At 46.6% G+C, this 25,969-nt stretch carries 23 protein-coding genes and 1 pseudogene; 12 read left to right on the top strand and 12 right to left on the bottom strand.

What is annotated here, in order from left to right:
- Positions 1-57: 57 nt before the first annotated feature.
- Positions 58-255: a helix-turn-helix domain-containing protein gene (locus ABXJ76_RS06520; protein ID WP_432745322.1), complete on the bottom strand. Its 198-nt coding sequence runs from the start codon at positions 253-255 to the stop codon at positions 58-60.
- Positions 256-287: 32 nt separating this feature from the next.
- On the opposite strand from ABXJ76_RS06520, the gene tnpA reads away from it, so the two are divergent.
- Both tnpA and rlmN read left to right on the top strand, forming a co-directional pair.
- Positions 288-704 (top strand): IS200/IS605 family transposase, encoded by a 417-nt coding sequence (gene tnpA, locus ABXJ76_RS06515; RefSeq protein ID WP_432745320.1) that lies wholly within the window; start codon positions 288-290, stop codon positions 702-704.
- Between the two features lie 155 nt (positions 705-859).
- Complete coding sequence (rlmN, locus tag ABXJ76_RS06510) at positions 860-1,894, top strand: 23S rRNA (adenine(2503)-C(2))-methyltransferase RlmN (RefSeq protein WP_432745318.1); 1,035 nt, start codon at positions 860-862, stop codon at positions 1,892-1,894.
- Positions 1,895-2,259: 365 nt separating this feature from the next.
- On the opposite strand, the gene ABXJ76_RS06505 is transcribed toward rlmN, so the two are convergent.
- Positions 2,260-3,066, bottom strand: a complete 807-nt coding sequence (locus ABXJ76_RS06505) for a helix-turn-helix domain-containing protein (RefSeq protein ID WP_432745316.1) — start codon at positions 3,064-3,066, stop codon at positions 2,260-2,262.
- A gap of 184 nt (positions 3,067-3,250) precedes the next feature.
- Between ABXJ76_RS06505 and ABXJ76_RS06500 the strand changes: the two genes are divergently transcribed.
- The gene (locus ABXJ76_RS06500; RefSeq protein ID WP_432745314.1) at positions 3,251-3,718 is read left to right on the top strand and encodes a hypothetical protein; all 468 of its coding nucleotides are present in this window, start codon (positions 3,251-3,253) and stop codon (positions 3,716-3,718) included.
- Between the two features lie 673 nt (positions 3,719-4,391).
- On the opposite strand, the gene ABXJ76_RS06495 is transcribed toward ABXJ76_RS06500, so the two are convergent.
- Complete coding sequence (locus ABXJ76_RS06495) at positions 4,392-4,862, bottom strand: IMPACT family protein (protein ID WP_432745312.1); 471 nt, start codon at positions 4,860-4,862, stop codon at positions 4,392-4,394.
- A gap of 285 nt (positions 4,863-5,147) precedes the next feature.
- On the opposite strand from ABXJ76_RS06495, the gene ABXJ76_RS06490 reads away from it, so the two are divergent.
- Genes ABXJ76_RS06490 through ABXJ76_RS06480 form a run of 3 tightly spaced genes read left to right on the top strand, consistent with a single transcriptional unit; the run spans position 5,148 to position 6,715 of the window.
- Complete coding sequence (locus ABXJ76_RS06490) at positions 5,148-5,870, top strand: DUF3581 domain-containing protein (RefSeq protein WP_432745310.1); 723 nt, start codon at positions 5,148-5,150, stop codon at positions 5,868-5,870.
- Positions 5,867-6,331 (top strand): GyrI-like domain-containing protein, encoded by a 465-nt coding sequence (locus ABXJ76_RS06485; protein WP_432745308.1) that lies wholly within the window; start codon positions 5,867-5,869, stop codon positions 6,329-6,331. The genes ABXJ76_RS06490 and ABXJ76_RS06485 overlap by 4 nt, the downstream gene beginning before the upstream one ends.
- Positions 6,332-6,382: 51 nt before the next feature.
- Complete coding sequence (locus ABXJ76_RS06480; protein ID WP_432745306.1) at positions 6,383-6,715, top strand: hypothetical protein; 333 nt, start codon at positions 6,383-6,385, stop codon at positions 6,713-6,715.
- Between the two features lie 221 nt (positions 6,716-6,936).
- On the opposite strand, the gene ABXJ76_RS06475 is transcribed toward ABXJ76_RS06480, so the two are convergent.
- The 5 genes from ABXJ76_RS06475 to ABXJ76_RS06455 all read right to left on the bottom strand — a co-directional run bounded on the left by ABXJ76_RS06475 (position 6,937) and on the right by ABXJ76_RS06455 (position 13,250).
- A complete protein-coding gene (locus tag ABXJ76_RS06475) occupies positions 6,937-7,854 on the bottom strand; it encodes an ADP-ribosylglycohydrolase family protein (protein WP_432745305.1) in 918 nt (305 codons plus the stop codon).
- Positions 7,855-8,076: 222 nt separating this feature from the next.
- Positions 8,077-9,069 (bottom strand): helix-turn-helix transcriptional regulator, encoded by a 993-nt coding sequence (locus ABXJ76_RS06470; protein WP_432745303.1) that lies wholly within the window; start codon positions 9,067-9,069, stop codon positions 8,077-8,079.
- 123 nt (positions 9,070-9,192) lie between these two features.
- A complete protein-coding gene (locus ABXJ76_RS06465) occupies positions 9,193-10,125 on the bottom strand; it encodes a hypothetical protein (protein WP_432745302.1) in 933 nt (310 codons plus the stop codon).
- Between the two features lie 5 nt (positions 10,126-10,130).
- On the bottom strand, positions 10,131-10,727 hold the full coding sequence (locus tag ABXJ76_RS06460; protein ID WP_432745300.1) for a hypothetical protein: 597 nt from the start codon (positions 10,725-10,727) through the stop codon (positions 10,131-10,133).
- A gap of 330 nt (positions 10,728-11,057) precedes the next feature.
- Positions 11,058-13,250 carry an AAA family ATPase gene (locus ABXJ76_RS06455; protein ID WP_432745298.1) on the bottom strand — a complete coding sequence of 731 codons (2,193 nt, stop codon included), beginning with the start codon at positions 13,248-13,250 and terminating at the stop codon, positions 11,058-11,060.
- 958 nt (positions 13,251-14,208) lie between these two features.
- Between ABXJ76_RS06455 and ABXJ76_RS06450 the strand changes: the two genes are divergently transcribed.
- Positions 14,209-15,798 carry a diguanylate cyclase domain-containing protein gene (locus tag ABXJ76_RS06450; RefSeq protein ID WP_432745296.1) on the top strand — a complete coding sequence of 530 codons (1,590 nt, stop codon included), beginning with the start codon at positions 14,209-14,211 and terminating at the stop codon, positions 15,796-15,798.
- 239 nt (positions 15,799-16,037) lie between these two features.
- On the opposite strand, the gene ABXJ76_RS06445 is transcribed toward ABXJ76_RS06450, so the two are convergent.
- Together ABXJ76_RS06445 and ABXJ76_RS06440 are read right to left on the bottom strand one after the other, a co-directional pair.
- Positions 16,038-17,051, bottom strand: coding sequence for a Gfo/Idh/MocA family protein (locus tag ABXJ76_RS06445; protein ID WP_432745294.1), 1,014 nt, complete (start codon positions 17,049-17,051; stop codon positions 16,038-16,040).
- Positions 17,052-17,076: 25 nt separating this feature from the next.
- Positions 17,077-17,334 (bottom strand): DUF5062 family protein, encoded by a 258-nt coding sequence (locus tag ABXJ76_RS06440; RefSeq protein WP_432745292.1) that lies wholly within the window; start codon positions 17,332-17,334, stop codon positions 17,077-17,079.
- Between the two features lie 515 nt (positions 17,335-17,849).
- On the opposite strand from ABXJ76_RS06440, the gene ABXJ76_RS06435 reads away from it, so the two are divergent.
- On the top strand, positions 17,850-18,362 hold the full coding sequence (locus ABXJ76_RS06435) for a hypothetical protein (protein ID WP_432745290.1): 513 nt from the start codon (positions 17,850-17,852) through the stop codon (positions 18,360-18,362).
- Between the two features lie 215 nt (positions 18,363-18,577).
- On the opposite strand, the gene ABXJ76_RS06430 is transcribed toward ABXJ76_RS06435, so the two are convergent.
- Positions 18,578-18,808 (bottom strand): hypothetical protein, encoded by a 231-nt coding sequence (locus tag ABXJ76_RS06430; protein WP_432745287.1) that lies wholly within the window; start codon positions 18,806-18,808, stop codon positions 18,578-18,580.
- Between the two features lie 45 nt (positions 18,809-18,853).
- Positions 18,854-19,092, bottom strand: a pseudogene (locus tag ABXJ76_RS06425) (IS701 family transposase); the annotation flags it as partial.
- Positions 19,093-19,324: 232 nt separating this feature from the next.
- On the opposite strand from ABXJ76_RS06425, the gene ABXJ76_RS06420 reads away from it, so the two are divergent.
- From ABXJ76_RS06420 to ABXJ76_RS06405, 4 genes are read left to right on the top strand one after another with little or no spacing between them, the layout of a single operon-like run.
- Positions 19,325-19,999: a CerR family C-terminal domain-containing protein gene (locus ABXJ76_RS06420; protein ID WP_432745285.1), complete on the top strand. Its 675-nt coding sequence runs from the start codon at positions 19,325-19,327 to the stop codon at positions 19,997-19,999.
- Between the two features lie 7 nt (positions 20,000-20,006).
- The gene (locus ABXJ76_RS06415) at positions 20,007-21,566 is read left to right on the top strand and encodes an efflux transporter outer membrane subunit (protein ID WP_432745283.1); all 1,560 of its coding nucleotides are present in this window, start codon (positions 20,007-20,009) and stop codon (positions 21,564-21,566) included.
- Entirely contained in the window at positions 21,563-22,672 is a 1,110-nt protein-coding gene (locus ABXJ76_RS06410) for an efflux RND transporter periplasmic adaptor subunit (protein ID WP_432745280.1), read from the top strand. The genes ABXJ76_RS06415 and ABXJ76_RS06410 overlap by 4 nt, the downstream gene beginning before the upstream one ends.
- Entirely contained in the window at positions 22,669-25,779 is a 3,111-nt protein-coding gene (locus tag ABXJ76_RS06405) for an efflux RND transporter permease subunit (protein WP_432745278.1), read from the top strand. The genes ABXJ76_RS06410 and ABXJ76_RS06405 overlap by 4 nt, the downstream gene beginning before the upstream one ends.
- Positions 25,780-25,969 lie beyond the last annotated feature (190 nt).

Here is a 25,969-nt window from a genome sequence, read left to right as displayed (position 1 = left end):
ATCGTCCCCTTTTACTGGAAAAACAGGTGCTGACAATGGAAAAAATTATAAGCTGTTTTACTTCCATAAGGTTGCCCAGAAGTTAAGCTCCTGATACCACAGCAACGGCGCTTTTTGTTCAAGGCGATCAAGATTTAGCGCCAGTCCTTTATTCCAGACGAAGCGACTTCCGCCCGCAAAGTTAGCTAATTGCTGGCTAACCGCTGGCGTTGCTTTGAGCTGGAACTTAAAGGCTTTGCGTATAGTCTTTTTCATAGTGCTATACTAGCATAATTTTTAATTGGTCTATGCAAAACAATCAAGACATTCGTCCTGGTAGGCACTGTGTTTTTAATCTTCATGTTCATTTGGTCTTTGTGACCAAATACCGCCGTGGCGTATTCACTCAAAGCGTGATTGATGATCTAAGGGACATCTTCACCCAGGTTTGTGCTGACTTTGAAGCGGAACTGGTAGAGTTTGATGGCGAGGACGATCATGTTCATCTGTTGGTGAACTATCCACCAAAAGTTTCGATCTCGTCATTGGTGAACAGTCTTAAAGGGGTATCAAGCCGAATGATTCGCAAGAAGGATTATCCTGAAATCAAAAAGAAATTGTGGAGGGGCGCATTATGGTCGCCCAGTTACTTTGCCGGGAGTTGCGGTGGCGCGCCTATAGCTATTATTCGGCAATACATTGAACAACAAAGAACGCCAAAATAGATTATTTTGCTAACTGAGCCGCTTACATCCCCGCCCTGAACGGCGGAGTTTTACGCTACTTAATGATAAACAGGTTCAATATAATTGCGATATCAAATCCAATATTTCAAATTATTTGGTATTGGTAAAATATTGATATTACCAGGAGACATTTTTTGAAACAATCCTTTTATGATCTAAATTATTCTGATTTAGAAACAGTTATAAATCAGAATAATTTAAACCACTCAGCAGCGGCAGTTCTTTTTAATTGGCATTATAAGAAAAAAGAAAATACTCAATGCTACGATAAAATAGCCAAATGTTCATTGGCCTTTTTTCAAAATAATTTCGACTTTTCTCTACCCGAAATCGATACGGTTCATGAGTCAAAAGATCGAACAGTAAAGTTTCTTTTTAAGCTTAAAGACAATCATAAAATCGAAACCGTCCTTATTCCGTTTCATAATAAATATTCTATTTGTCTTTCATCGCAGGTTGGCTGTGCAATGAATTGTTCTTTTTGTTTTACCGGAAAACAAGGACTTAAAAGAAATTTGACGACAAGTGAAATTGTTGGCCAGTTTCTACAGGCTTGGCGTTGGTTAGCGAAAAACAGGCCTGGAGAAGAGAGAATTTTAAATATTGTTTTTATGGGACAAGGCGAACCTTTACATAATTTTGATGCCGTCAAAAAAGCGTGCGAAATATTTTTATCACAATACGGAACTTCAATTGGTGTTCAAAAAATTACTATTTCAACGGCTGGTTATATTCCTGGGCTTAAAAGATGGAGCCTGGAAATTCCTGGAGTGAACCTTGCGTTATCTCTTCATTCACCCTTTGAAGAAAAGAGGAATGAACTTATTCCCATTAATAAAAAATATCCATTAGATGAGGTATTGGCAACTATTGACAAGATACCTTTAAATAAAAAGCAATTTATTACTTATGAATATATTCTGATAAAAAATTTTAATGATTCTCCAGATGATGCTAAAAAATTGGGAACGATACTGGCGGGTAAAAGTGCTTATATAAACTTAATTCCTTTTAACTCATTCCCAGGATCGCATTATGAGAGTCCTGATTTTGATAAAATTGAAAAGTTTAAAGAAGTTTTAGATACTTTTAAAATCCCGACTTTAATAAGAAGTGCTAAAGGCGATGATGTATTAGCAGCATGTGGCCAACTCAATTCTAAAAATTAAATAGCTATCGAGTGCCAGTGAATGGGGCCGGACCAAGTCAATAATATGTTTTCATGGAAAAAATACATAAAACCTGAAATTTAACCGATAAATCACCGGATGAGCCGGTGATTTTCATGTTACTCCTTTTAGAAGTAGTTTATCGGCTAACTGCTAAGGGGCGTTAACCACCCGACGAACAAAGAGAGCCAACTCATCTCAATTTTTGATCAATCTTGACGGTCGCTTGTCGGCCATTTGTAGACATTCAATCCATTTGTTCGAATGGCAGAATACTCGCATATAGCGGTCATTGACAGGTTGATATGTTAGCAACGGAGCCACGAATCCATGTATAACGCAAGCCCCATCGGGCTACTTGTTCTTCAACGCTGCAACCGCGCCAGCCTTTGCAGTCCTACCGTGGGTGGCGCACCGAAGGTTTTGCGGTATTCATGGCTAAAATGGGCCGAATCCGAAAAACCCGTGGCGTGTGCCGCGGTAGTGAAATTGTTGCCTTTTATGATCTCGCGTATAGCCTTTCTTATTCGGTTCCAAGCTCGATAACGGCGGAAAGGAACACCTATTTGTTGCGTAAACAAGTGCTGAAATCGTGAGGCGGATAGGCCGACCGTTCCGGCAAGTGTTGTTACCGAGGTGAGATCGTTGCCGTGTTTGAATAAAAATTCGACCACTTGGGATATGCGAGGATCGATCAGTTCGGTTCTTGCCCGTCGCCTGAAAAAACCCATTAGATCGTCTAATGGTTCCGCAGTCCATTGAGGATTGTAGCGATCTTCGTAAAGGTCGCGCATGAACGAAACTTCACCGGCAGTGCCAACCAATGCGCCGTTTACCTCGCGCGTATTGCGGATGAGCGGTTTTAGTGCATCGGCCCTGGCGATGTTCGGCTCAATATAAAACACTGCCAGCGGATCGCCACCAATATCCAGCTCATGCAGAACACCGGCGGGAATGACGGCGGTGCGGCAGTACAGCCAATCGCCGCCATGCAGTCGCAGGCGAAAATTTCCATAAATTCCGGCAAGAAAAACCGGCGCACCATGTTGATGGCTCGCGTTGTAGTGCAGTGGTCCGGTAAAAAACGTGCGTCCGTCGCTGATGTCCCAGAGGGCGTCGAACTCGACGGCCTCCGGCGCAGCACGTTCATACAAGCGAGGACTATCTACCATTGTTTATACTTCCATACATTGTCTTGACTGCCCTGTATTCAACGCAAACGTTGCAATGCAGTCTAGTTTAGTCAAATCGCCGACTATTGGCAACTCCTGGCTAGGTGACGGTGGCTGGGCAATTCGCCGATATTGACGTCCAACAAGGTGGGACAAAAGTCTCCGTATAACGATGAGGGTAACCATGACAAACCAAAAAATTATGAGTATAACAAATCTTTTTCTATTGACATTTGCTGGACTGTGTCTGGCGATAGCGCTTGCCCTAGCCTGGACTCTCGGCATAACGCTGTTTTTTCCCGATGGGGTTTTGGCCGGATTCCTTGTCGAACGAGCCGATATTATCAGGGCTCATGTCGACTATCTGATGATGGCCCAATTTCTGTTCATCTTTTTCTTGCTGTTTCGGCAGTATTCCATCGATCCGCCAGTCTGGGTCGTTGCCGCGTGCTGCTATGGGGCTTTTTTCAACCCTTTGGCATTTCTGGTCAGAGGCCTGACGCCGAAGCACTCTGTTGTTGCTGCGATTCCGGTTGAACCGCATTTTCCTTTTCAGGCAGGGTTGAGTTTTACGCTGACGACGATCGGGTTTCTGACTGCCGTCATACTGGTCGTCAGGGCGGCTTTGAAATCGAGATCGGTGAGGGATTGAGGTTAGGCTGGTTCCCGACTTGGAGGTTGGGAACCAGCAACGAGTAAAAGGTGCTTGCTTTTGGTGCGAGAAGATGCAAGTTAACCAACAAAGCACTATTTTAATCCGGCAAGTTACCGAAGAGTTTAGTTTGTCTTGAACCCATTAACCGATCAATAAATCTAATGCATCAGTAATACACCAAGCATCAGTACGGTGCCTGTTGTGCTCGTTCCCAATCTCCAGATTGGGAACGCAGCCTACCACTACAACCAAAAAAACAATTCGTATAAATACCTATAATCCACTTAGCACGCTAAATTCGATTGTCCGCTCCCCGTGGTTTTGCGGCTAGTCGGAAATCTGGGTTGTGTGTCTCTTGTGGGTCGTAACCGGATGTTCACCAATGGTCTTCGTTGATCCGGTTGGCTATATGTGTAGCTCTGCTTCTGGGGCTGTCTTGTCCATTGGAACTCCAATTGCAGTTTTTTGAACTTTTGTTGCCCCGGAACTGGCACCGGAACCAGTTTAGACCACGTGATTGGGAATATTCGATCCCGCCCGTGCACACTATGAATTCCAAGGACTCCAATCTGGTCGAGACCTTATTTATTAGTATTCGCTGGTCCTTTGGGCTAATCCTGTCTGTTATTGCTAATAACTCTAGCATCAAGTTTCTTATTCATGCAGCAGGTTATACAGGAGTAAATTGGCTTTCCAAGTCGCATTGCTTTTCAACAGGCAGTGTAACGGTTAGATGAATTTGTCCGGCAAAGACCTGCTCAAGAATTTGCCCATTCACTTTTTTCAATGCGTAATCAAAAGACTGAAATCTTTCATAATCCAGCGTGAAATGAAGTGTTGTCATTTCGATGTAAGGTTGTAATGTCGATGTATCAATCACCTGTTTCGCCAGTTGACCATAAGCTCTGTTAAGTCCACCGGCCCCCAGCTTCACGCCACCAAAATAGCGAATCACTATAATGAGTACATTAATAATGTTTTTACCTTCAAGGTGTTGAAAGATCGGTTTGCCTGCTGTACCTGTAGGCTCACCTGCATCATGAAACCGATAAATAATGCCTTCATTTGTTTTTATACGGCAGGCAAAGGCAATATGATTGGCGTGTGGATGTTCGGCTTGTAACGTTTTTAATTGATGCAAAACAACTTGATCGCTGGTGCAGGGAAAAATGGCACTGATAAAACATTTTTGATTCTTTCAATTCAGTTTTGAGCATCTGCTATTCGATAATAACTGTCTCTCATCATACCAGCCGCATGCAGCTTTTCAATTACACTGATCTATAAGCAGTAGAATTGTTTGAATTTAATTAGGAGGATATGATGTAGCGCCCTACAGATTCTCTGCGGAACCGGTTAATGAAACCGGATATGAGCACTTACTGACGTAGAATTATTCCTTGCACCCATATTAGTAAATAACAATATGTTTTTAAAAGATTTTTATAGTATTCATGATGACAGTGTCAGTATTGTCGCCGAACAAGCCAGCATGTTTGCCAAAGAAGTGGCGCATGATTTCAACCCTTTACACGATGTTGACGCCAAACGTTTTTGCGTACCAGGCGATTTGTTGTTTTCAATGGCATTGGAGAAATATGGCCTTAGCCAAAACATGCACTTTATCTTTTCCGGCATGGTCGGACATGACGTCTTGTTAAACTTTCCCGACACCGATGCCGAACTGATTGATGTAAACGACAATCAGGGTAAAACCTATTTGCAGGTCGAGCGTTCGGGAGGCCTTAGTAGGGACTCAGCATTGATTGAAAGCTTTATTCGCGATTATGTGGCTTTTTCAGGGCAAAATTTTCCCTATGTGCTGGTGCCGTTATTAGCCCAGGAAAACGTTATGTTTAACATCAACCGGCCACTGGTCATTTACGAAAGCATGACCCTGTCATTTGATCATCTTGATTTTCAGCGGGCGTCTGTGGAAATGCTGGAACCGAAGATAGAAGTCAACGGCAAACGCGCTTCGGCTTTTTTGCACTTTCAGATCAAGGCGGACGGAGATGTGGTCGGCACGGGCTTTAAAAAACTAGCGATCAGTGTGCCGAGTGGCTATGAAGCTGAGCCGATGCAGGCATTTGTCGATGAATATCTAGCCAGGAAAAACGACTATCTAGGTAACTTGGCGGTTATATGATTGATACACCACTGCTCATTCAAACAGAAGAACAGTTAACCGCAGTCATTCATCTCATCGTTCCCCGTGCTGAAATCAGCAATGTTATGGGACCGGCCATTGCTGAAATCATGTCCACCCTTGCCGCCCAGGGAGCCGCCATTACCGGACCGTGTTTTTCTTATCATCAGAAAAGACCAACCGACATTTTTGATTTCGAGGTGGGTTTCCCCGTTAGTCAGCCAATCACTCCTGCCGGTCGCGTTAAGATGAGAAAGTTGCCCGCCGTAAAAGTCGTCCGGACTATTTATCAAGGTGGATATGAAGGGCTTGGTGCAGCCTGGGGTGAGTTTTGCAAATGGATTGAAGCCGAGGGGCTTAATGTGCAAGAAAGCCTATGGGAATGCTATCTAACAGACCCTGAGTCCAACCCAGATCCGTATACATGGCGCACTGAACTTAATCGTCCATTGAGTGAATAAAGGCTCCGGCAGATGCTTAATTAGATGAAATAAATCAAGGAATTTAACAAGATGAGATTAAAAGAAAAAGAGGTTGAAGTAGGCTGTTTATATTTGACCACTGTCAATCAATATCGTGCTGTACTTGCGATGAAAGGTGAATTTTTGATTTATGCGCCCAGTTTGGAAGGGACTGCACCATTGAATCTGGATTCGATAAAAATGCCGTTTGAAAATATGCCATTCAAGAAGTGCCAAATCGCTACCTTTGCCAAAAAGGATTATCAAGCATTTGACTTCAATGGCACTGAAGCTATCAAACATAAATTGAATGAATTACAGCTAGCAGAAGCAATAGCGCAGTGTAATGCCAAGTCGGCTATTGCTACACTGTTAGCAGAATAAAGCCGTTACAACCGAAAAATTTATAACGCGATGCTGGGGTTACACTTCAAAAAAACGGTCACTAAAAATAGCTTCTTCCACATACAAAAACCTGACGGTCGCTTGTCGGCCAAAACCTGACCGCCACGACCGGCAGCTTTACGGCGATGAATATTGTAGAAAAAGTTTGGTAGCCGACCCCAAAAAACCATCGCCGGAAACAGAAGGCTATCGAATGGTGATTAGAGGAAATCGGACTCACCACATTCGTGTCCAACTGCATAGAGTCGGTCAGCCAGTTGCTCCAGCATTTGACGCTTGGCTAAACGTTTTTTCCAAGAGTGAGGTATGGCTGAGTAGCCGTAATAAGCACCGGCAATTTGTCCACAAACGGCTGCCGTCGTATCAGCATCATCCCCTAGATTAGCTGCTTTAAGAATAGCATCGGCAAAGTTATCGGTATTCCAGAAGCACCATAAAGCCGCTTCCAGACAATCGACAACATAGCTGGTGCCTCGAATTTCTTGCTCAGTTTTTTGGCAATAATCGCCGTTGGCAATAGCCATAATCTTGGATTCTCCGTCAAACGAGTCTGCATCGGCAAACAGAATGTGTTGCTTATCCCCACCCGCGAGGGCTCGAAGCAGCATGTTACAAAAGAGAAGACATGCATCAAGGCATTCTGATGCACCGTGGGTGGTTCTGGAGCTTTCTACGGCAAAGGTCTGCGCCTTGATTCTGTCGGTATAGTAAAACAAAGGGATCGGGGCCAAGCGCATCAGACTGCCATTACCGGTACGCTGGAAATTAATTGCTCCAGCATAAGGATTGCCATCTTTTTGATACGCGTGTAAAGCCCTATTGACTGTAATGCCAATATCAAAGCATCTGCCGTTGCTGCTGAGGTATCCTTCATTCTGCCATCGGCAGTAGCGTTGCATTTGATCATTCGCATCAAATCCCTGGCATTCAAGCAAACTGGTTGCCAGACATAAGGCCATTGAGGTGTCGTCCGTCCATTGCCCTGCTTTCAGACGAAACGGGCCACCACCCATCATATCTTTAATCGGTTTAAAGCTACCTTTGGGTTTAAACTCCAGAGTAGTTCCAACCGCATCTCCTACAGCCAAGCCTAGTAAACAGCCTCTGAAGCGATCCAAGGTATTTATGCTGTTTTTTTCGTAAAACGTTTGACTAATAAATTGATGGAGGCAATCCAATGCATTCATGTTTTTTTAAGTAGGTCGGTTTCGATGAATGTTTGGGGCACGCATCACTGGAGATAGACTTAGAGCTTATAACTCGTTTTGATAGACGAATTGATAATTCAGCTGTTGCTAACAATTATCCAAGGTCATACGACAAAATCTAGCGTTGAAAGATTATCGATACATCTCGCCTAAAGCTCGCGCTTCCTGTGCAAATTTAGCCCGTAATTCCAAAGGTTCCAATACTTCAATATGGGTTGAAAAACTCCGTATCCACCACCGTAGTTGATCTGAATCTTTTACATTTGCTGCTAACAAATACATGTCATTTTCCAATTCAGTAATGTGCTGATTTTTGCTAAGTGGCGTTTCAAAAAGATGCGTACTCATAAACTTGGTTATTTTGATTTTTAGTGCAATGTCTTGATGGCTAGTAATGATTGGATAATCAAATTCGCCTTGCGCAATGTATTCATCTAGCTTGAAGTTCACTGGCACTGCAATTTCTTTTTCACCCATTTTTGCGTATTTGAAACGATGTAACGCAAACTGTTTAATGTCGGAATAATCGCCAATAGTTGCAACCAAATAGATTACATTATTGCGGAAGACCAAGCCCAATGGACTCATTTCATAAGTTTTTGCCACACTCTTTCGTCCTTGATAGGTGGCATCGAAGCGGCAGTTTTTTAGTAATGCCTCATAAATTACTGGCAAAACAACAGAATCAATTTCAGCAGGTAATAGCGATAGTCCATTAGGAATGATACGAACCTTGTCTATCCAGCAGGCCAAAGGAGACGCCTTTAAGGTATTGTCAGCAAGTTGAAAATACTCTGCCATGTGCATTCTAATTGAAGGCGGTAACAAGGACTCCAAAAACGTCTCAACTAACTTGAAGGTCAAAGCCTCATCTGCCGTCATTAACGGCAATTGTAATCGTGGAGTTTCTTTTGGCCAGAACCAGCTTAGCGGCTTGGTGTCTTCAGTGCTGGTAAAGGGAAACAAACCCGATGCAGATAGTTTATTCAAATCTCGCTGCACCGTTCTAAGATCAATTTTATAACCGTTGTCTTGCAGCCTTTTTTGTAAATCTGGAGTGGAAATACTGGCTGGTTCCTTGGGAATAAAGCGCAGCATTTCAAAGTAACGGAGGATGGTGTCCATAGAGGTACAATTTGCTTATGTTATCGTGAACTGATCACGTTGATAAAACACCTGCTCAATCCGCTGATATGATAATGAATTGATTTGTATGGATCACATAATGACCGCATCGTTGATGCAAAACTACCTTTTGATTGGGATATACACTGTATCATTGCCTTCAGATGGTTTTTGACCATTTTCAAGTTTATATTTTCGTATATCTAACTCTAATATTCCAACTTCAACCCCATAATCGTTCACTATCGGATCAACAACAACTTCTATTCCATTAAAAAACACCATCCATGCTGGTTTTTCTCCATCCCTAATAAGGCCTTTCTTATTTTTTTTCCCTTTATTCCAGACAGATATTACCCATCGCTTGTTTTTAGATAAAAATTGTCTTTTTAGCGGCATCTCAAACCTTGTCATGCGATCGTGTATAGGGTTAAGAATAATATTTATATTCGCGTCTTGAATGGATTGTCGAAGTTTAAAAGTATCTTCCACTATTTTATTTTCTTTAGAATATTTTACTCCATTGGATTCCCCGCATAGTAAAACGCAGCAGTTTCCCATCATTCTCTTGGGCATATCATCTTTGACAAATTTTTCAATACCACCTTTAGGCATGTCTTGTAATGTGCCAAATACTTGATCAAAGGGGTACTCAGACCATTCTCCACTTGGTCCTTTATGGTAGACTTTATATCGTATATATTCTCTCTCTATAGCTATTTCTTTAGAATTAAATCTATCTGTAACATTATCTTTAAACGTTTCAATAAATACCGCATTGATAGATTGAAGCCCCTTGAATGCAGGAATTGGGTCATAATAATCTTTGCCTGGAATACTGAATAATGAGAAAAGAACAGCATCGCACTTTTTATTATCCAGTAGTTCCAATACTTCCTTTAATATGGGGCTAAAGTCACGCTTCCCGTCGTCTCCAATCTTATTGCAATAATTACGAGAGACAATACCTAGTTTGGTAATGTTCAAGCTAGGTTGTAGCAATGAAACAGATACGTTTGTTTTTTCTTTTTGCGAACCACTACCGTTCATTGACATAATTATTACTCGTTTACTTGAAGAATAATCTGCTTAAATTTAAGCAGATCGGATTCACTGTCGGGATTCAGAGAGCACCATACAAGGTCGCGAGAATATAATCTAACTGTTTGCTTGCACCCTAAAAGTTGCGGGGCAATGTCTCTTAGCGTGTCGTACCATGCTCTTTGTTCGTCTCTATATTTCGGATCATTATCACGCTTGTCTAATTTTTGACAAATTTCACGCCATTTTTCCACGTTAAAGCCGTAATCTTTTCCTTGAGGATAATGACTAAGCGCAATATTTCTCGGCTTTGTAAAATGCTGCGATTCATCGAATTCAACTATAAGGTTCTGGTCTGGAATAAAGTAATCAACCCTTGGTAGTTTATTTACAAAAACGAATTGGTTATTTCCCCTGTGATTTTGAAGCGCCTCATGAACTGCTCCTAATGAGTCAGCCAAATCGGTATTATTGTAGTCAGCTAGCTTACACGGCAGCCCCGAACTCCAATTAGCTTCTACTTTACCGAAAACATTGGTAAGCATATTTCTGACGGTTAATTTACACTGTGGGCAGCGTTCATTGTGTTGTCTTGTTCTAATCAAAATCGCATTCACTATTTAGTTTCCTATTGCTTATCCTGCATAACTTATCCAATCGGGCAACCAGCCTACGCTAATTCCGAATCCAAATACAAAGTCTCCCGCGCAATACCAATTGCGCCCGTTCAGACCACTAAACCGTAATCAACTTCAACCAGCTTAAAAAAGCCTAGATTTTGCAATCACTGAAAAACAAGGTAATTCATATAGGGGATCATGTCGAACCTTTTGTTCACCGTTGTTAAAATCTAGCAGCAAAGCATAATTGGGTAATGGCAGTGCAGCTGAGACTTCGTTTTTTTTTGATTTCTGATTTATTGGGAGCTAATAAAAACCGTTAGAACATCAATGAACAAAGCCAATTTGTGAAAAGGTCTCACCCTTAGCTTTGCATTCTTGAGCTAACACGGCAATGATCCTTTCTGGAGTCGGAGTCTTACCCAGCACAGCCACTTGACGACTGACTACAGCAAAATCACCTGGGGTCAGTTTAGTTAGGCGATGAATCTGGTGTTTGAGTATCGCCAAGGTTTCAGCATCATCGGGCAGACTACCGCCCAAGCGTTGGCTTTCTTGCTGAAACAAGGTCCAACGCTGTTCTGGACTGAGGTAGTCAAATTTCACCTTAAAATCAAAACGCCGTAGCGAAGCTGCGTCCAACTTGTCCATCAAGTTGGTGGTGCAAATGAAAATACCTGAAAAGGTTTCCATCTGAGTAAGCATCTCATTGATTTGAGTAATTTCCCATTGTTGTCCGGCATGACTGCGATCACTTAACAGGCTATCAGCCTCGTCCAACAATAAAATACCACCCTGTTTTTGTGCGTCGGCAAACATTGCCGCAATGTTTTTTTCACTTTCTCCCACATATTTATCTAACAGATCGGACGCGCGTTTAATGTGCAGTTGCAAACCCAATGTTTCGGCAATGTGTTTTGCTAATGCAGTTTTGCCAGTGCCCGGAGCGCCATAAAAACAAAAGTTACCGCGTTGATGTTGTTTAAGGCCAGTTAATAATGCATCCAAATCAATGTCCGTATTAGTAAAGGATCGGTCATATTGTGTCCAGGCAGGTGTTTTTTGCAGACTACTGGTTTGTTTAAGTAATCGCATACTGGCTTCCAGTACCCGTTCTGCAATCTGCTCAGCTTGGCCTGTAACCTGTTTTTGCGTCGTTTTGGCAATTGAACAAGCCTGTTCAATTTGCGCTGGCGTCAAGTGGGTTTGGCTAACCATATTGTCTCGCCAACCTTCACTCACCTTTAAACCTTTACTGTACTTGTTGACAATACGGCGACGGATGGAGGTAGGCATCTTGTCAATTTCAACTGAATAACTAAACCGCCGTAAATAGGCTTTATCCATACCTTGGGTGCGATTGCTGATCCAGAGTACCGGCACCGGATTATTTTCCAGTTGCTGATTGATCCAGGCTTTATCGCCTTGTCCGCCCGATTGCTCATCGTCATCATCGTCGAAAAAGAAACTGTGTCGGGAGGGAAATACATCTTCAGCCTCATCAAACAACAGCAAGCTGTCTTGGCTTTTACTAAGCAGTTTCTGGCTAAGATTACAGGCAGCAAAACGGGCACTGCCACGTAAAACGTTACCTTCCTGATCGGCGCACAACACTTCATATAACGATGCGCTTACTGTTTGAGCCAATAACTTTGCAAATTGGGTTTTACCAACGCCTGGAGGGCCATAGATTAAAATGTTTACACCTGCTTGTTTTTCATCCAATGCTGCCCTCAAGTAGGGTTGCAGCACATTCAAATCGTTTTGCAGATGGCCATAATCATCAATAACTAATTTGGTGCGACTGGAAGGTCGGAAGAAATTGGCAAACAACGCTTCGGCACTGTCATGCTGGCGTAGCATAATATCCAATAGACCCTCTGCCAGTATCAACTTATCTTCCAGATCAACTATTCCGGAATGGATTTTTAACCAGCCCATTTGTTGTAATTGGCTATTAGGTTGCAGTGCCTTCAGAATCTCTCTGGCAGGGCGAGTCGTCATCAGTCGCAAATAATCTACAGTAGACTGCATGGTACAAGTGCCACACTGATTGATCACCGTTTCGCGAAATACTTCCAGCAAGGGCATCAGTAAACGTAGCACCAATATTTCCTGTTCGACTGAACTAAGTTTTAAGGTATTGCTCAGCAAACGTATGTTATCAAACAAGGATTCAGACGATCCGATACCTTCTTCCAGTAAGGTACTCAGCTGCTGACGCATGCATTTTACCAATACCGCTTTACTGACGCCGTGTGAAAAGGGCAATTCATCATCGCTAAAATCTTCGCCATTACCAGTACGGTGAAAGTCGTCCAGTCCTGTAATACGGCCCAAATCATCTTCAAAAAAATCGCAGAGTTGGGTTCGTCTCATATTTTTTTGTGAACCCAGGGTTAGCCGCAACAGATAGATTGCCGCCAAGCGTTGATAAGCGATATATTGATTGCGCCCCGCTCTGGTTTGTCGCGCAGTACTGACGGCTGGCATAAAATCGGGCATTTTTTGATTGATCATGACTGACTCCGAAACAATTGTTTTTGATGACGGTAATCAGTATATCGAGATAAGCGACACATTAGGTCGTTTAGTAAAAAAATTGATAAGATAAAGTGATAAATCGAGGTTTGTATCAATACCACTACTTTAATTTAAATAACTTGATTGCCTTGGTTCGACGATGGCAAGGGGTTGATAGTGTTAATTTGCCAATGACCGCTATAGGGAAGCCTAAATCCATAGCTGAATGTCGCTGATGGGTCGTGAGCTGCCTGTCACCGCCTATTAAACGTTTATTGGACAGGTTTGGAAAACCCTCTTTTGCACACCGTTCTGAATCTAAGATCCCAATAAAGTATTTATCATCAGTAGCGCAAAACCCTGCCGTTCAGGGCATAGCTATCGACACAAGTTATTCGCTCGCTTTCGCGCCAGAGTGCCACCACCATTAAGTTGACGTATAGACAGGGTTGTGGGGCGACTACCAACAGTAAGCGCTTTAGGCGAAGTCGCCCCCACATTAGCCATTATTTTATCTAATCCGCTTAACTTAATGGCAGTGACGCTGGAGCGTGGGAACGCATAATTCAGGAAAACTTGTGTAGATAGCTATGCCTTTAGGCAGTGTTGAGTGATGCTAAAAACAATACAGTCGTTGAATGAATGTCAGTGGATAGTTTTTACCCCCGTCCTGTACTTGCAGAATTCCGCCAGGAAATCAGCCAAAAAGCATAGAACCCAGCCAACCGGCGACTATCCCTGCTATGTTAATTAAAAAAGACGGGAGTTTTAGCTCTTTTATCGATGTTATGGAAGATTTTTATCTGAGGATACGCAAGAATGTCTTGAAATACCTGTAATTTTTGCAGATGCAAAGTGGTTTTTTACCCTTGATTTTAATCATGGTTATGGGTGGGGTATTATTTTTTTGTAGAAAATGGCAAATTTTATACAATGCCCTAAACTAATATGCGCGATGACTGAAGCCTCAGGTACGCATAAGAAATGGGAAAATACTTTGCTAATCATTTTCAAGACAAAACCCTACTGGATTTACAGTCTCATTTTTCTGGCTTGGACTGCGGTGATATCGATCACAATGAGTCTGGTATTCAACAAGCTTGTGCTGCACGAAGCGGAAGTGGCCTTCAATCAGAGGGTAATGCAACTACACGAAAGCATTGAACTCATGACTCGGGACAATGAGTCGGTTTTGGAAGGTTTTTCCGCTTATCTGAGCGCTATTGAATATGCCGATAGAGAAAGCGCATCCCGTTATGCACGACAAATCCTTTCCCGCTACCCTCATGTTTATGCGCTTGAGGTTGCACTTATCGTGGAACGGCATGATTTAGCGAAGTTTATCGCAAGACAAAAACGATCTTGGTTTCCCTCGTTTAACGTGAAAGCGGTCAGTTACGGGGTTGATGGCCGTACTAAGCAACGGGTTAAAAAAAAGCCGATATACTACCCCATTATTTTTATTGAATCGATGTCGCCTAACACCAAGCAGATGATCGGCGCAGACCTGGACTCGGAACCCTTTCTACGCGATACCCTAAATCAATCGAAAGAATTACAGTCCTCCGTCGCTAGCATCCCCTACAAACTCGTCGAAGGGTCTCAAGGATATCTCCTATCTCTTCCCGTTCCCAATGTTCCAGGAAGAGATTATTCCGGGCGGAAACAAGCATTTGCGCTACTAGAAGTCAATGCTGAAACGATTCAGAAAAATATTGCTTTTCTGGTGAAAAACCTTGATTTTCGTCTTTATTACGCGAGCTATTCGAGCGATGCACCGGAAGGCTTGTTGTTACATATTGCTGCATCCACGCCGAATCGATTAGAAGCCTGGCTATTTCCAAAGCTAACTGCCCAAATGAAGCTGGATAGTCGAAGCCAGCCGTTCGCATTCAGGGTCGACAAACAAATGGGTTGGTCTGATCTTGACTTTCCACTTGTGATCGCAATAGGCTGTACTTCGCTCTTGTTCCTGGCGCTTCTGCTACTCTTCATGAACACCCATTTACGCCGGGAGGACCAAAGGAAAATATCGGCAAAGCGCTTGCTCCACATGGCGACACACGATGCCTTGACGGGACTCCCCAACAGAACCCTACTGGAAGATCGATTCAATCAGGCCTGTTCCCGGACACAACGTAATGGCCTGACATTTTCAACTATGTTTCTCGATCTGAATGGCTTCAAAAAAGTGAATGACACCTATGGTCACCAAATTGGCGATTTGCTGCTCAAGACCTTAGGCGGTTTACTAAATGAGTGCATCAGGGACGAGGATACCTTGAGCAGAATCAGTGGCGATGAGTTCGTGATCCTACTGGAAGATACGTCTTATGCGAATGCAGAAAAGGTCGCGCATAAAATTCACGCCAAGTTAGCCCGACCGGTGCTTATCCAGGACATTGAGCTCAATATTAATCTCAGTTTAGGCATTGCGGTTTATCCCAACGATGGCACAGAGATGAGCGAAATACTCAGGAAAGCAGATGCCAGGATGTACAAAGCAAAAGAACAAAGTAAACGCGTGATGAAGGAAGGTACATAAGAATCGAATTTTATCACCTCAACCCCACGCAGAAACGCCGCAAGGGGCGGAGATGATTACGCAACTTGAGGAATAAACCAAGAACAGGGGAATTCGGACTTTGGGCGCTCAAAACATCGGCTGTACTTTGCTAACATAGTGAAAGATGCCCCTAGTTTGTCATGTCAATCCCGATGAGGACATTTTTAACGGGCGAACCGCACTGACGATCTTCTCAACCCCTGTCGCATGTCCGTGGTTTAACCCAGTTTAACCCGTTGCCCACTAGCCGAAGATTGCAAGGCGGCAACGATGATTTGGCAATTGGCTTGGGCATCTTCCAGCGACAGCTTCGGAGCAGTGTCATTTAATACGCAAGCGCTGAAATGTTCGATTTCCAGCCGGAAGTGATTTGCCGCAGGCAGCGGCTCTTCACCGAGTTGACCGTCTTCAGTCCACCATGAAACCACCGGCACATCGCTCGGCATAGACCAGACGTTATGACATTTAATGCCGCCTTTGGTGCCGATGATTTCATATTCACAGCGTCTTGCGCGTTCAAAGCTGAAATCGAAATGCGCGTATTTCCCGTCGCCAAAATCGATGATGCCGCTGGTCGCAATGTCCGCGCCGCTGTCGACATATTTGGCTATGGCCGTTACCGCGACAGCGGGCTGGTTAAAAAACATCCGTGCTGAATGGATCGCATAACAACCGATGTCCCACATCGCGCCGCCGCCGTTTTCGACGCTTTCTGTCAGGCGATAGAGCCGGGCAGGTTTCATCATGAAAGAAAAGCTGGAGCGCACCGACCTGACTTCGCCGATTATTCCCGACTGAATCAATTCCTGCACGCGCTGATGTTGCGGGTGGAATCGGTACATAAAGCCTTCCATGACGGTGACTTTATGCCGCTGTGCGGCGGCTTTAATGGCTGCTATGTCGGTTACGGTTAACGCCATAGGCTTTTCGCACAATACATGTTTGCCGTATTCGATGGCGCGCAACGTCCATTCGGCATGTTCGTGGTTGGCCATCGGTAGGTATATGGCATCGACTTCAGGATCATCGAGTAAGGTTTGCAGGTCGTCGTAAGTGCGCACCTGCTGCTGTTGCGGTGCGTATTGCGCCAGCGTTTGTGCAGCGGCACCGGGGCGACGACTGGCTATCGCAACCAGCTCGGCATTGGATGCTTCGACGATAGCAGGCATCAGACGCTCGTTGATGCGCGCCGCACCTAAAATGCCCCAGCGCAGTTTGGTTTTGTTATTCATCGGATTTACCTTGAGTTAGGGTTTACTACAAAAGAGGGTGATCTTTCGGCAATTGCCGCGCTATCCATAAGGCTAGTTTATGTTTCATATTCACCCCGTTTTCCTGGTCAATCGCCAGCGGCTGAATAAGTTGATCATTAACCAACAGACGATAAAGACATTCAGTCTTGTCTTTTGATGAATCCGTCGAGGCAAAATTTGCGTAGCCACGATTTTTCGCATAATTTTCACCAACCTCCATCGCTTTTTTTAGCAGCTGGGATTCATTTTTTAATTTAGCCATTGATGCGTGTCCTTTGCTAACGTTGAGTGATTGCCTATTGCATTTTAACCGCCAAATTTATCGAACATGATATTTTTTGCATTGACGCCAAGATCATCAAGCATTTTTCCACGGCGGCTATCATCGGCGGCCGACACAGGTAATACTCGGAGTCTTGGGAGCCGGGTGATCTTTTAGGTAATTCTCGTATAGGATTTTGGCGAATAAAACCGGTTGTCCCCTGCCAATTATCTTCCGGCTGAGGATCTGAGAGTCCGATCGCCCATACAAAATTTTCATGCTCCTGGGCTAGCCGTTACAGCTAATCGACAAAAGGAGTTTGATGGCAGGCGGCAGCGAACAAAATACTTCGTTGCCCATATTTTAGATGCTCTGAATGCCTAGAGCCGAGTTAATTCGTTTAATATTCACAAAAGTTATGATAAAGTTCAAATTGTCATGTAACTAATTAAATATGCCTAATATCTAGGTAGTTGCAGACCTAATAATAATAACTACAACGAGGTTTACATTACATGAAATTATTAAAAAGCGCTGTCGTGGCGACTACATTGGCACTTTCTTTAGGATCTTTTCCGACTACTGCCGACGTCTGTTTGGGTATGGCATGTATGTACAATAAAATGACTCCGCTTGAAGGAATTGATGCCACTTTGGGTCAAGTTGCTGAAGCATTGAGAGCTATTCAGATAAGAAACAGCGGCGGCGCAGCAGACAGTGGAAAAGCCGGTGACGATATCATTATAAACAATATCAAAGACGCCTTAAAGTTGAGTAAAGAGATCAATGCTAATGATAAACTTGACCGTAATCGTAACCGCGCTAATGATTATTTGAAAAAAGCTCGAGTGGCGATAAAAGACGGTGATTTGATTAAAGCAACAGAAAACCTAAAAGAAGCTGAGAAACGTTTTTCAGAACTTAAAGGTATGATCGACTTAACTCAAGCCGATAGAGTATCACAACAGACCAACCTGCTAAACCGTATTATGGACACGCCAGATAACGCGGCTGGCGCCCGTAAATAATGCAGCTATCAACTTCACAGCAATGAAATCAATAGGGATAATTAACCATACAAGCCCACCCGCTTTAGCTAGTGGTTCAGTTTATTAAGGACATTGTATGGACTACGTTTGTCTCCGATACGGTTGCAACCACACCCCGCTAATGTCCCTGGCGACTGCAATTTTGAACATGGTGCCCTAGCTCCAGTCAAGGAGTGATCGAACTACTCGGGAAATCAGGGAATGATCTCGGTAATGAATTTCAGCCCATCGACTCGATGTGTGCCTTTCGATGTACGCATCGACGAAGCCAACTTGGCCATATATATTATCGTTTGCGTAAACCTGGAGTTCATTGAAGGTGGCGACGGCGCCATCACATGAAATGATGCCTCCAAGGCCGAATTCAAAAAATATTCACCATGATCACCGATTTCACCCACTACCAGTTTGGCGTCGATATTCATGCCAAGTTACAGGTTTGACCCACTACCCTCGTTTTCATCCGTCTAGGTCTTCTCCTGAATGGTGTCGTCAAAAGATCAGGCAACCGTCTTCCTATTCTATTTGGCACATCGTCATTTTAACTTCCCCACAGGTTTTTTGAGGTGTATGTCCTTGCTGACAAATAACGGGTTAGTTGGTCGTGGCCTATATCTCCTGCCAACATCGCCGATAAACCGGTCGCCGTCGCAAACCCGCTATGGCAGATCAGGTAGCCTGTGTATAACGCTAATTTTTCTTTGTCCATTTCATAACGATACCTTTTTTTGGAGGCAGGTGCGTAACATCAGTTAACCCTCTATTTTAGTTATGCGTCGAGGTAATATGACTTCAAGACAGGAGCAAGAAGGCCGGTCTAGCTGATGATAGACATCTCGGTCAATAAACTACTGCCATCAATAAATCCTCCTGACAATACGCGAAATTGACAATCAAACGTTTGATTGATATTCTCAAATTCAATCGCTTGATTTATTTTTTTGCAAGAAATCCCCCGAGGCGGCATGGTCAATAACTTAAGTACCGAAACAGAAACTCATGATGCGCGTAGCAGGCTCGTCATCTCGGCATTACGGCTGTTTGCCAAAAAAGGTTTTGAGGCGGCCACCACCAGAGAAATTTGTGAAGCGGCGGGGGCGAATATTTCGGCCATTCGCTATTACTTCGGCGATAAGGCCGGTCTCTATCGTGCTATGTTCACCGAGCCCGTGGGCGAGACAAAATGCCATACCAATATTGAAACATACTTGGGATTGCCTTTAGCCGAAGCACTTGGCAGTTTTTTCACGGAATTTCTTGAACCTTTGAAAAAAGGCGAGGAAATCAGGCTGGTGATGAAGTTGCACTTCCGGGAAATGATCGAGCCTACCGGGATCCGGCAACAGGAAACAGGCGCTAACCTCAAACTGCATCATGAAATTCTCGTTGCGATTCTTAAAGAACATTTGGACCTGCAACGCATTGATGCCGATGTACATCGGCTGGCTTTTGCGATCATCGGTATGGCCGTGCATTTTTATGTCGCGCAAGAGGTTGTTGCGACCATTTCGCCGCAAGTCCTGAACACCCTCAAAGCAATTGATTTTCTGGCAGAACGGTTGGCCGGTTACGCCGTTTCGATGATCGAAGGCGAGGCCCGTCGTCGCGCACAATAGGTAAATCATGAGCAATAAAAATCTGCGCCGGCTAAGCCGGAATCTTATGCCTTTGCTACTTTCAGCATGCGGCTCCGGCGGCTTGCTGACTACAGTGGGGCCCGATTACCAAACTGCACCGTTACCAACAGAGGCGAACTGGCAAGCTCCCCAGTCGGTAGGGAATAACTTACCGGTTGCTCATCAGGGAGATAGAGTGAATTTAACTCGGTGGTGGGATCGTTTTCAAGACCCGGTTCTGAACCGCTTTTTAGCAGCAGCCCAGCAAGAAAGCGCCTCCGTGGCCGATGCCAAAGCACGCATTGAGCAAGCCAGAGCCAATCTGGTCGGCGCCGATGCCGCCTTATTGCCCACTATAGACTCCAGCATAGGCGCCAAACGCTCCTCTTCTTCCTTTGGCGGCACTCCGTTCGTCTGGAACCAGTTTCCGGCCGGACTGCAATCCAGCTGGGAAATCGACCTGTTCGGCGGCTTGGCCCGCCAGGAAGAGGCGGCCCGCAGTCAGCTGGAATCAAAAAATGCAGCCTGGCATGATGCCCGCGTAGCGGTGGCAGTGGAAGTCGCCAATGCTTATCTGGCTTACCGTTATTGCGAAGGTCAAGTACAAATAGTGCAGGCCGACACCGAATCGCGCCGGGAATCGGCGCGGCTCTCGGAAATCGCAGGTGAAGCCGGATTCCGTGCGCCGGGGGACGTCGCACTGGCCAATGCCAGCGCCTCCGAAGGCAATAGAATGTTGCTGCAACAACAAGCGCAGTGCGAACGTTCGATAAAAGGGCTGGTTGCAATGACGGCCCTTAACGAAGCGGAGGTTCGAAAATTGTTAACCGCGGCGCCGGAACGGGTGGCAAAGCTGCCCAGCCCACCGGCGTTCCGAATTGATCCCCTGCCGGCTCGGGTGTTGCTGCAACGGCCCGACGTGGCCGCTGCCGAGCGCGATGTCGCGGAGGCCAGCGCCAACATCGGCGTCGAGCAGGCCAAACGCTTTCCGAAACTGAGTCTGTCCGGCAACATCACGCCAACCTTGCAAAACATGAACGGGGCGGCATTTTTGCTCGCGCAAACCTGGGCAATCGGCCCGACGCTCAGCTTGCCGCTGTTTGATGCGGGTAAGCGGGCGGCTGATGTGGAAGCGGCACGCGCTCAATATAAAGCGACTGAAAGCAACTTTCGCAGCAAGGTGCGCACGGCGGTAAAAGAAGTAGAAGACGCCTTGGTGCGCTTGGATAGCGCTGCCGAGCGCTTGCCTCAGGCCCGCAACGCTGTCTCCGGTTATCGAACAAATTTCCTGGCTGTCCAGGAGCTTTACCAATCCGGCTTAGGCAACTTGATCGATGTCGAAACGGCCAGGCGCAACGTTTTGTCGGCTGAAATAGCCGTTAAAGAAATAGAACAGGAGCAAGTCAGCGCCTGGATCGCTCTCTACCGCGCAGCCGGCGGCAGTTGGGACGACAATGACCGGACTCAGAAAGCGGACGCCGCAAGCTCTCAAGCTCCAAGCAGCAGCAAACCCGAAAAAACCGATCACATAAATCATCAAGTCGATTTCACCGGAGGAAAACCATGACAAAAGGAACAATAGGCGCTCTCCTTGCAGCCTTAATCGTACTGATCGGCTTTGGCATTATTGCCGGACGCAGTAACAAGCCCGCCGCCGACACTACTTCCGCACCTAAGCCTGCGCTCAGCGTTACGGTAATTCAGCCGGTCATGCGCGATATTTCTACGACACTGACTGCCAACGGTTCGATAGCGGCATGGCAGGAGGCCATTATCGGCGCTGAAATAAGCGACCTGCGTTTGACCGAGGTCAATGTGCAAGTGGGAGAAACCGTAAAGAAAGGGCAGGCGCTGGCGGTTTTTTCTGACGAGAGCGTTTTAGCCGATGTCGCCCAAAGCCGGGCAGCGTTAGCCGAGGCCGAGGCAAATTTGGCCGATGCGCGAGTTAACGCCGAACGGGCAAAACAGATTTCGGCTTCCGGGGCACTCAGCAGTCAGCAAGTGAACCAATATCTTACCGGCGAAAAAACGGCTAAGGCCAAGGTACAGTCGGCCAAAGCGCAGTTGGATTCGCAATTGTTGCGGCTGAAATATACCAGGATTCTAGCCAGCGATGATGGGGTTATTTCTTCCCGTAGCGCCACCTTGGGGGCAGTCGCGGCAAAAGGGCAGGAGTTGTTTCGCATGATCCGGCAAAACCGGCTGGAATGGCGGGGTGAAGTCACTGCGGCCGAAATGGCTCAACTCAAACCGGGCATCCCTGTTAACGTCGATGTGCCCAATGTTGGCAACATCGAGGGCAAGATTCGCGCACTGGCGCCGACATTGGATGAAAAGAGCCGCAATGGCTTGGTTTACGTGGATTTACCCGAAGCTGCTGTGCACGGCTTACGCGCGGGGATGTTTGCCCAGGGCGAATTCCAGCTGGGCATCAACGCCGCTCTCACTGTCCCTCAGACCGCGCTCTCCCTGCGGGAAGGCTTCAGCTATGTCTTCAAACTGGGTGAGCAAAACGGCGAACTGGCCAAGGTTTCCCAGATCAAAGTGCAATTGGGTCGAAGAACCGATGACAGTTTTGAGATCCTCTCGGGACTCAAGCCGGATGATCGTCTGGTCGCTAGCGGTGCCTCGTTCCTGGCCGATGGCGATACTGTGCAGGTGGTGCAGCCATGAACGTCTCTTCCTGGTGTATCCGCAACCCTATTCCGGCGCTGATGTTGTTTGTGCTGCTGAGCTTCGGCGGGATATTGAGTTTTCAGTCGATGAAGGTTCAGAATATGCCGGATCTGGATTTGCCCACGGTGACGGTCTCGGCATCCCTGCCCGGCGCCTCGCCGTCCCAACTGGAAACCGAAGTCGCGCGTAAAATCGAAAACGCTATCGCCACCTTGCAAGGCCTAAAACACATCACCACTAAAGTGCAGGACGGCAGCGTCACGATGACTGCCGAATTCAAACTGGAAAAACCGGTACAGGAAGCCCTGGACGATATGCGCTCCGCTGTTTCCAAAGTGCGCTCGGATTTGCCTGCCGATTTGCCCGACCCGATCGTCACCAAGCTGGATTTGGCCGGCTCGCCGATCCTGGCGTTTACTGTCGCCTCCACTCAGCGCGATGACGAAGCGCTCTCGTGGTTCGTAGAAGACACGATTGCCAAAAAATTGCTCAGTGTGCGTGGTGTGGGCCAGGTTAGCCGGGTGGGCGGCGTTAGCAGGGAAGTGACCATCGCCCTGGACCCGGTCAAATTACAATCGCTGGGTGCTACGGCTGCCGATATTTCCCGCCAGTTGCGCGCGATACAAAGAGAAAGCTCTGGCGGCCGTACCAATCTGGGTAGCGGCGAGCAGCCGGTACGCACTTTAGCCAACGTTACTTCTGTTGAAGAACTTAGGCCGCTACAACTCTCTTTGGCAGACGGTCGTCGGATTCGGCTCGACCAGGTCGCTACGATTGACGATACCGTCGCTGAAGCCCGGTCGCTGGCTTTGCTCAACGGTAAACAAGTGGTAGGGTTTGAAGTGACTCGTAGCCGGGGTGCCGGCGATGTCGAGGTCGGCGCAGGCGTGCAAAAAGCCTTGGCGGAATTACGACTTGCCAACCCGGATATAGAATTTACCGAAGCGTTCAATTTTGTCACGCGGATACAGGAAAATTTCCAAAGTTCCATGACCATGCTTTACGAAGGCGCCTTGCTGGCCGTGTTGGTGGTATGGTTGTTTTTAAAAGATTGGCGGGCGACTTTCATTTCTGCGGTAGCCCTGCCGCTGTCGATCATTCCGGCCTTTTGGGGCATGGAGTATTTGGGTTTTTCCCTGAGCGGCATCACCTTGCTGGCCTTATCTTTAGTAATCGGTATTCTGGTGGATGATGCCATCGTCGAAGTGGAAAACATCGTGCGCCATTTGCATATGGGTAAAACGCCCTATCAGGCGGCGATGGAGGCGGCCGATGAAATAGGCCTCGCGGTGGTCGCTACCACGTTCGCCCTGGTTGCGGTATTTCTGCCCACGGCCTTCATGAGCGGGGTTGCCGGGCTTTTTTTCAAGCAATTCGGCTGGACGGTGGCGCTGGCCGTGGTGGCCTCGCTGGTAGTGGCGCGGATGTTGACACCGATGATGGCCGCTTATCTGTTGAAAGATAGCGGCCACTCCGAACCATCGGAAGGCCGCATCATGCAAAGCTATATGAAGCTGGCGGCCTGGTGTCTGGAACATCGCCGCATCACGATAGCAGCTGCGGCGGCGTTTTTCATCGGCTCGTTGTTGCTGATTCCTTTGCTGCCCAAGGGCTTCATACCGCCGGATGACAATCCGCAGACCCAGGTTTTCGTCGAATTATCTCCCGGCGCCAGCCTGGCTCAAACCAGGGCTTCGGCGGAAGCGGCCCGCCAACTGGTGGCAAACGTGCCTTATGTGAAATCGGTTTACACCACTATCGGCGGCGGTTCTGCAGGTAGCAAGCCTTCTGCAGGAACTCAAGGCAGCGAAGTGCGTAACGCCACATTGACGATTCTGCTGGCTAATCGACAAGACAGACCTGTACACAAGCAAGTTATCGAGAAAAACATCCGACAGGCGCTGCAAAGTCTGCCCGGCGTGCGCACCAAGGTGGGCCTCGGCGGATCGGGCGAGAAATACATTCTGGTGCTGAGCGGCGACGACCCGCAGGCGTTAAGCACCGCAGCCCGTAACGTCGAACACGATCTTCGAACCATTCCCGGCCTCGGCAACATAGCCTCCAGCGCCGCGCTGGTGAGGCCGGAAATTGCGGTACGAACCGATTTTGCCCGTGCAGCCGATCTGGGTGTTACCACTGCGGCTATCGCAGAAACTCTGCGCATTGCTACGTTAGGGGATTACGAATGGTCTTTGCCCAAGCTCAATCTCGCCCAACGCCAGGTACCCATAGTGGTGAAACTGGCCGCAGATGGGCGCAGCGATCTTTCGGTGCTGGAACGGCTCACTGTGCCATCAGGCAAAGCAGGTTCCGGGTCGGTGATGGTGAGTCAAGTGGCCGATTTGGAGCTTTCCAGTGGACCTGCGGTTATCGATCGTTATGACCGCTCACGCAACATCAACTTTGAAGTTGAACTCTCCGGCCTGCCGTTAGGGGATGTCGCTGCCGCAGTGCAAAAATTGCCCAGCGTTCGCAATCTGCCGACCGGGGTAAAACGGATCAATATTGGTGATGCCGAAATGATGGCTGAACTTTTCGCCAGTTTTGGTGCCGCCATGCTTACTGGCGTGCTATGCATATTTATCGTGCTGGTATTGCTGTTCAAGGAGTTTTTACAACCGATCACCATTTTGGCTGCATTGCCGCTTTCTTTTGGCGGCGGTTTTGTGGCGCTGTTATTGACCGGTAAAGCGTTTTCTATGCCGTCGCTGATCGGGCTGATCATGCTGATGGGCGTTGCCACCAAGAACTCCATATTGCTGGTCGAGTATGTCATTGTTGCCCGGCGAGATCATGGCATGCCCAGAATAGAGGCACTGTTGGATGCTTGCCGGAAACGGGCCCGCGCTATCGTTATGACCACCATCGCGATGGGTGCCGGTATGTTGCCGATTGCGATTGGCATGGGAGAAGCGGATTCTTCTTTCCGCAGCCCGATGGCGGTCGCCGTGATCGGTGGCTTGATAACGTCCACCTTTCTGAGTCTGTTGGTGATTCCTGTGGTGTATACCTATCTGGATGATTTCAATAATTGGACCAAGGTGCTTTGGCGGCGCTATGCCACCGCCAAAACAGCCGATACGGGATCGGGATCTGCTAGTTGATACAGCTATGTGGAATTTGGGATTAAAAGAAGACAACAAGCGTATTCGTTGGATAACGCGCCAAAAATGTGGGGAACTACTTACCCACCTTAAAGCGACGATACGATTCAGTTTGGCGAGGGGGTTGCGGGAAGCCAATGTCACGGGACTGCAGTGGAGCCAGATCGACATGCAACGGCGTTGCGCCTGA

This window comes from Methylobacter arcticus, assembly GCF_050917435.1.
Taxonomy (GTDB): Bacteria; Pseudomonadota; Gammaproteobacteria; order Methylococcales; family Methylomonadaceae; genus Methylobacter_A; species Methylobacter_A titanis.
The sequence above is the reverse complement of the archived record's forward strand: the minus strand, read 5'-3'. Positions and strand labels throughout refer to the sequence as shown.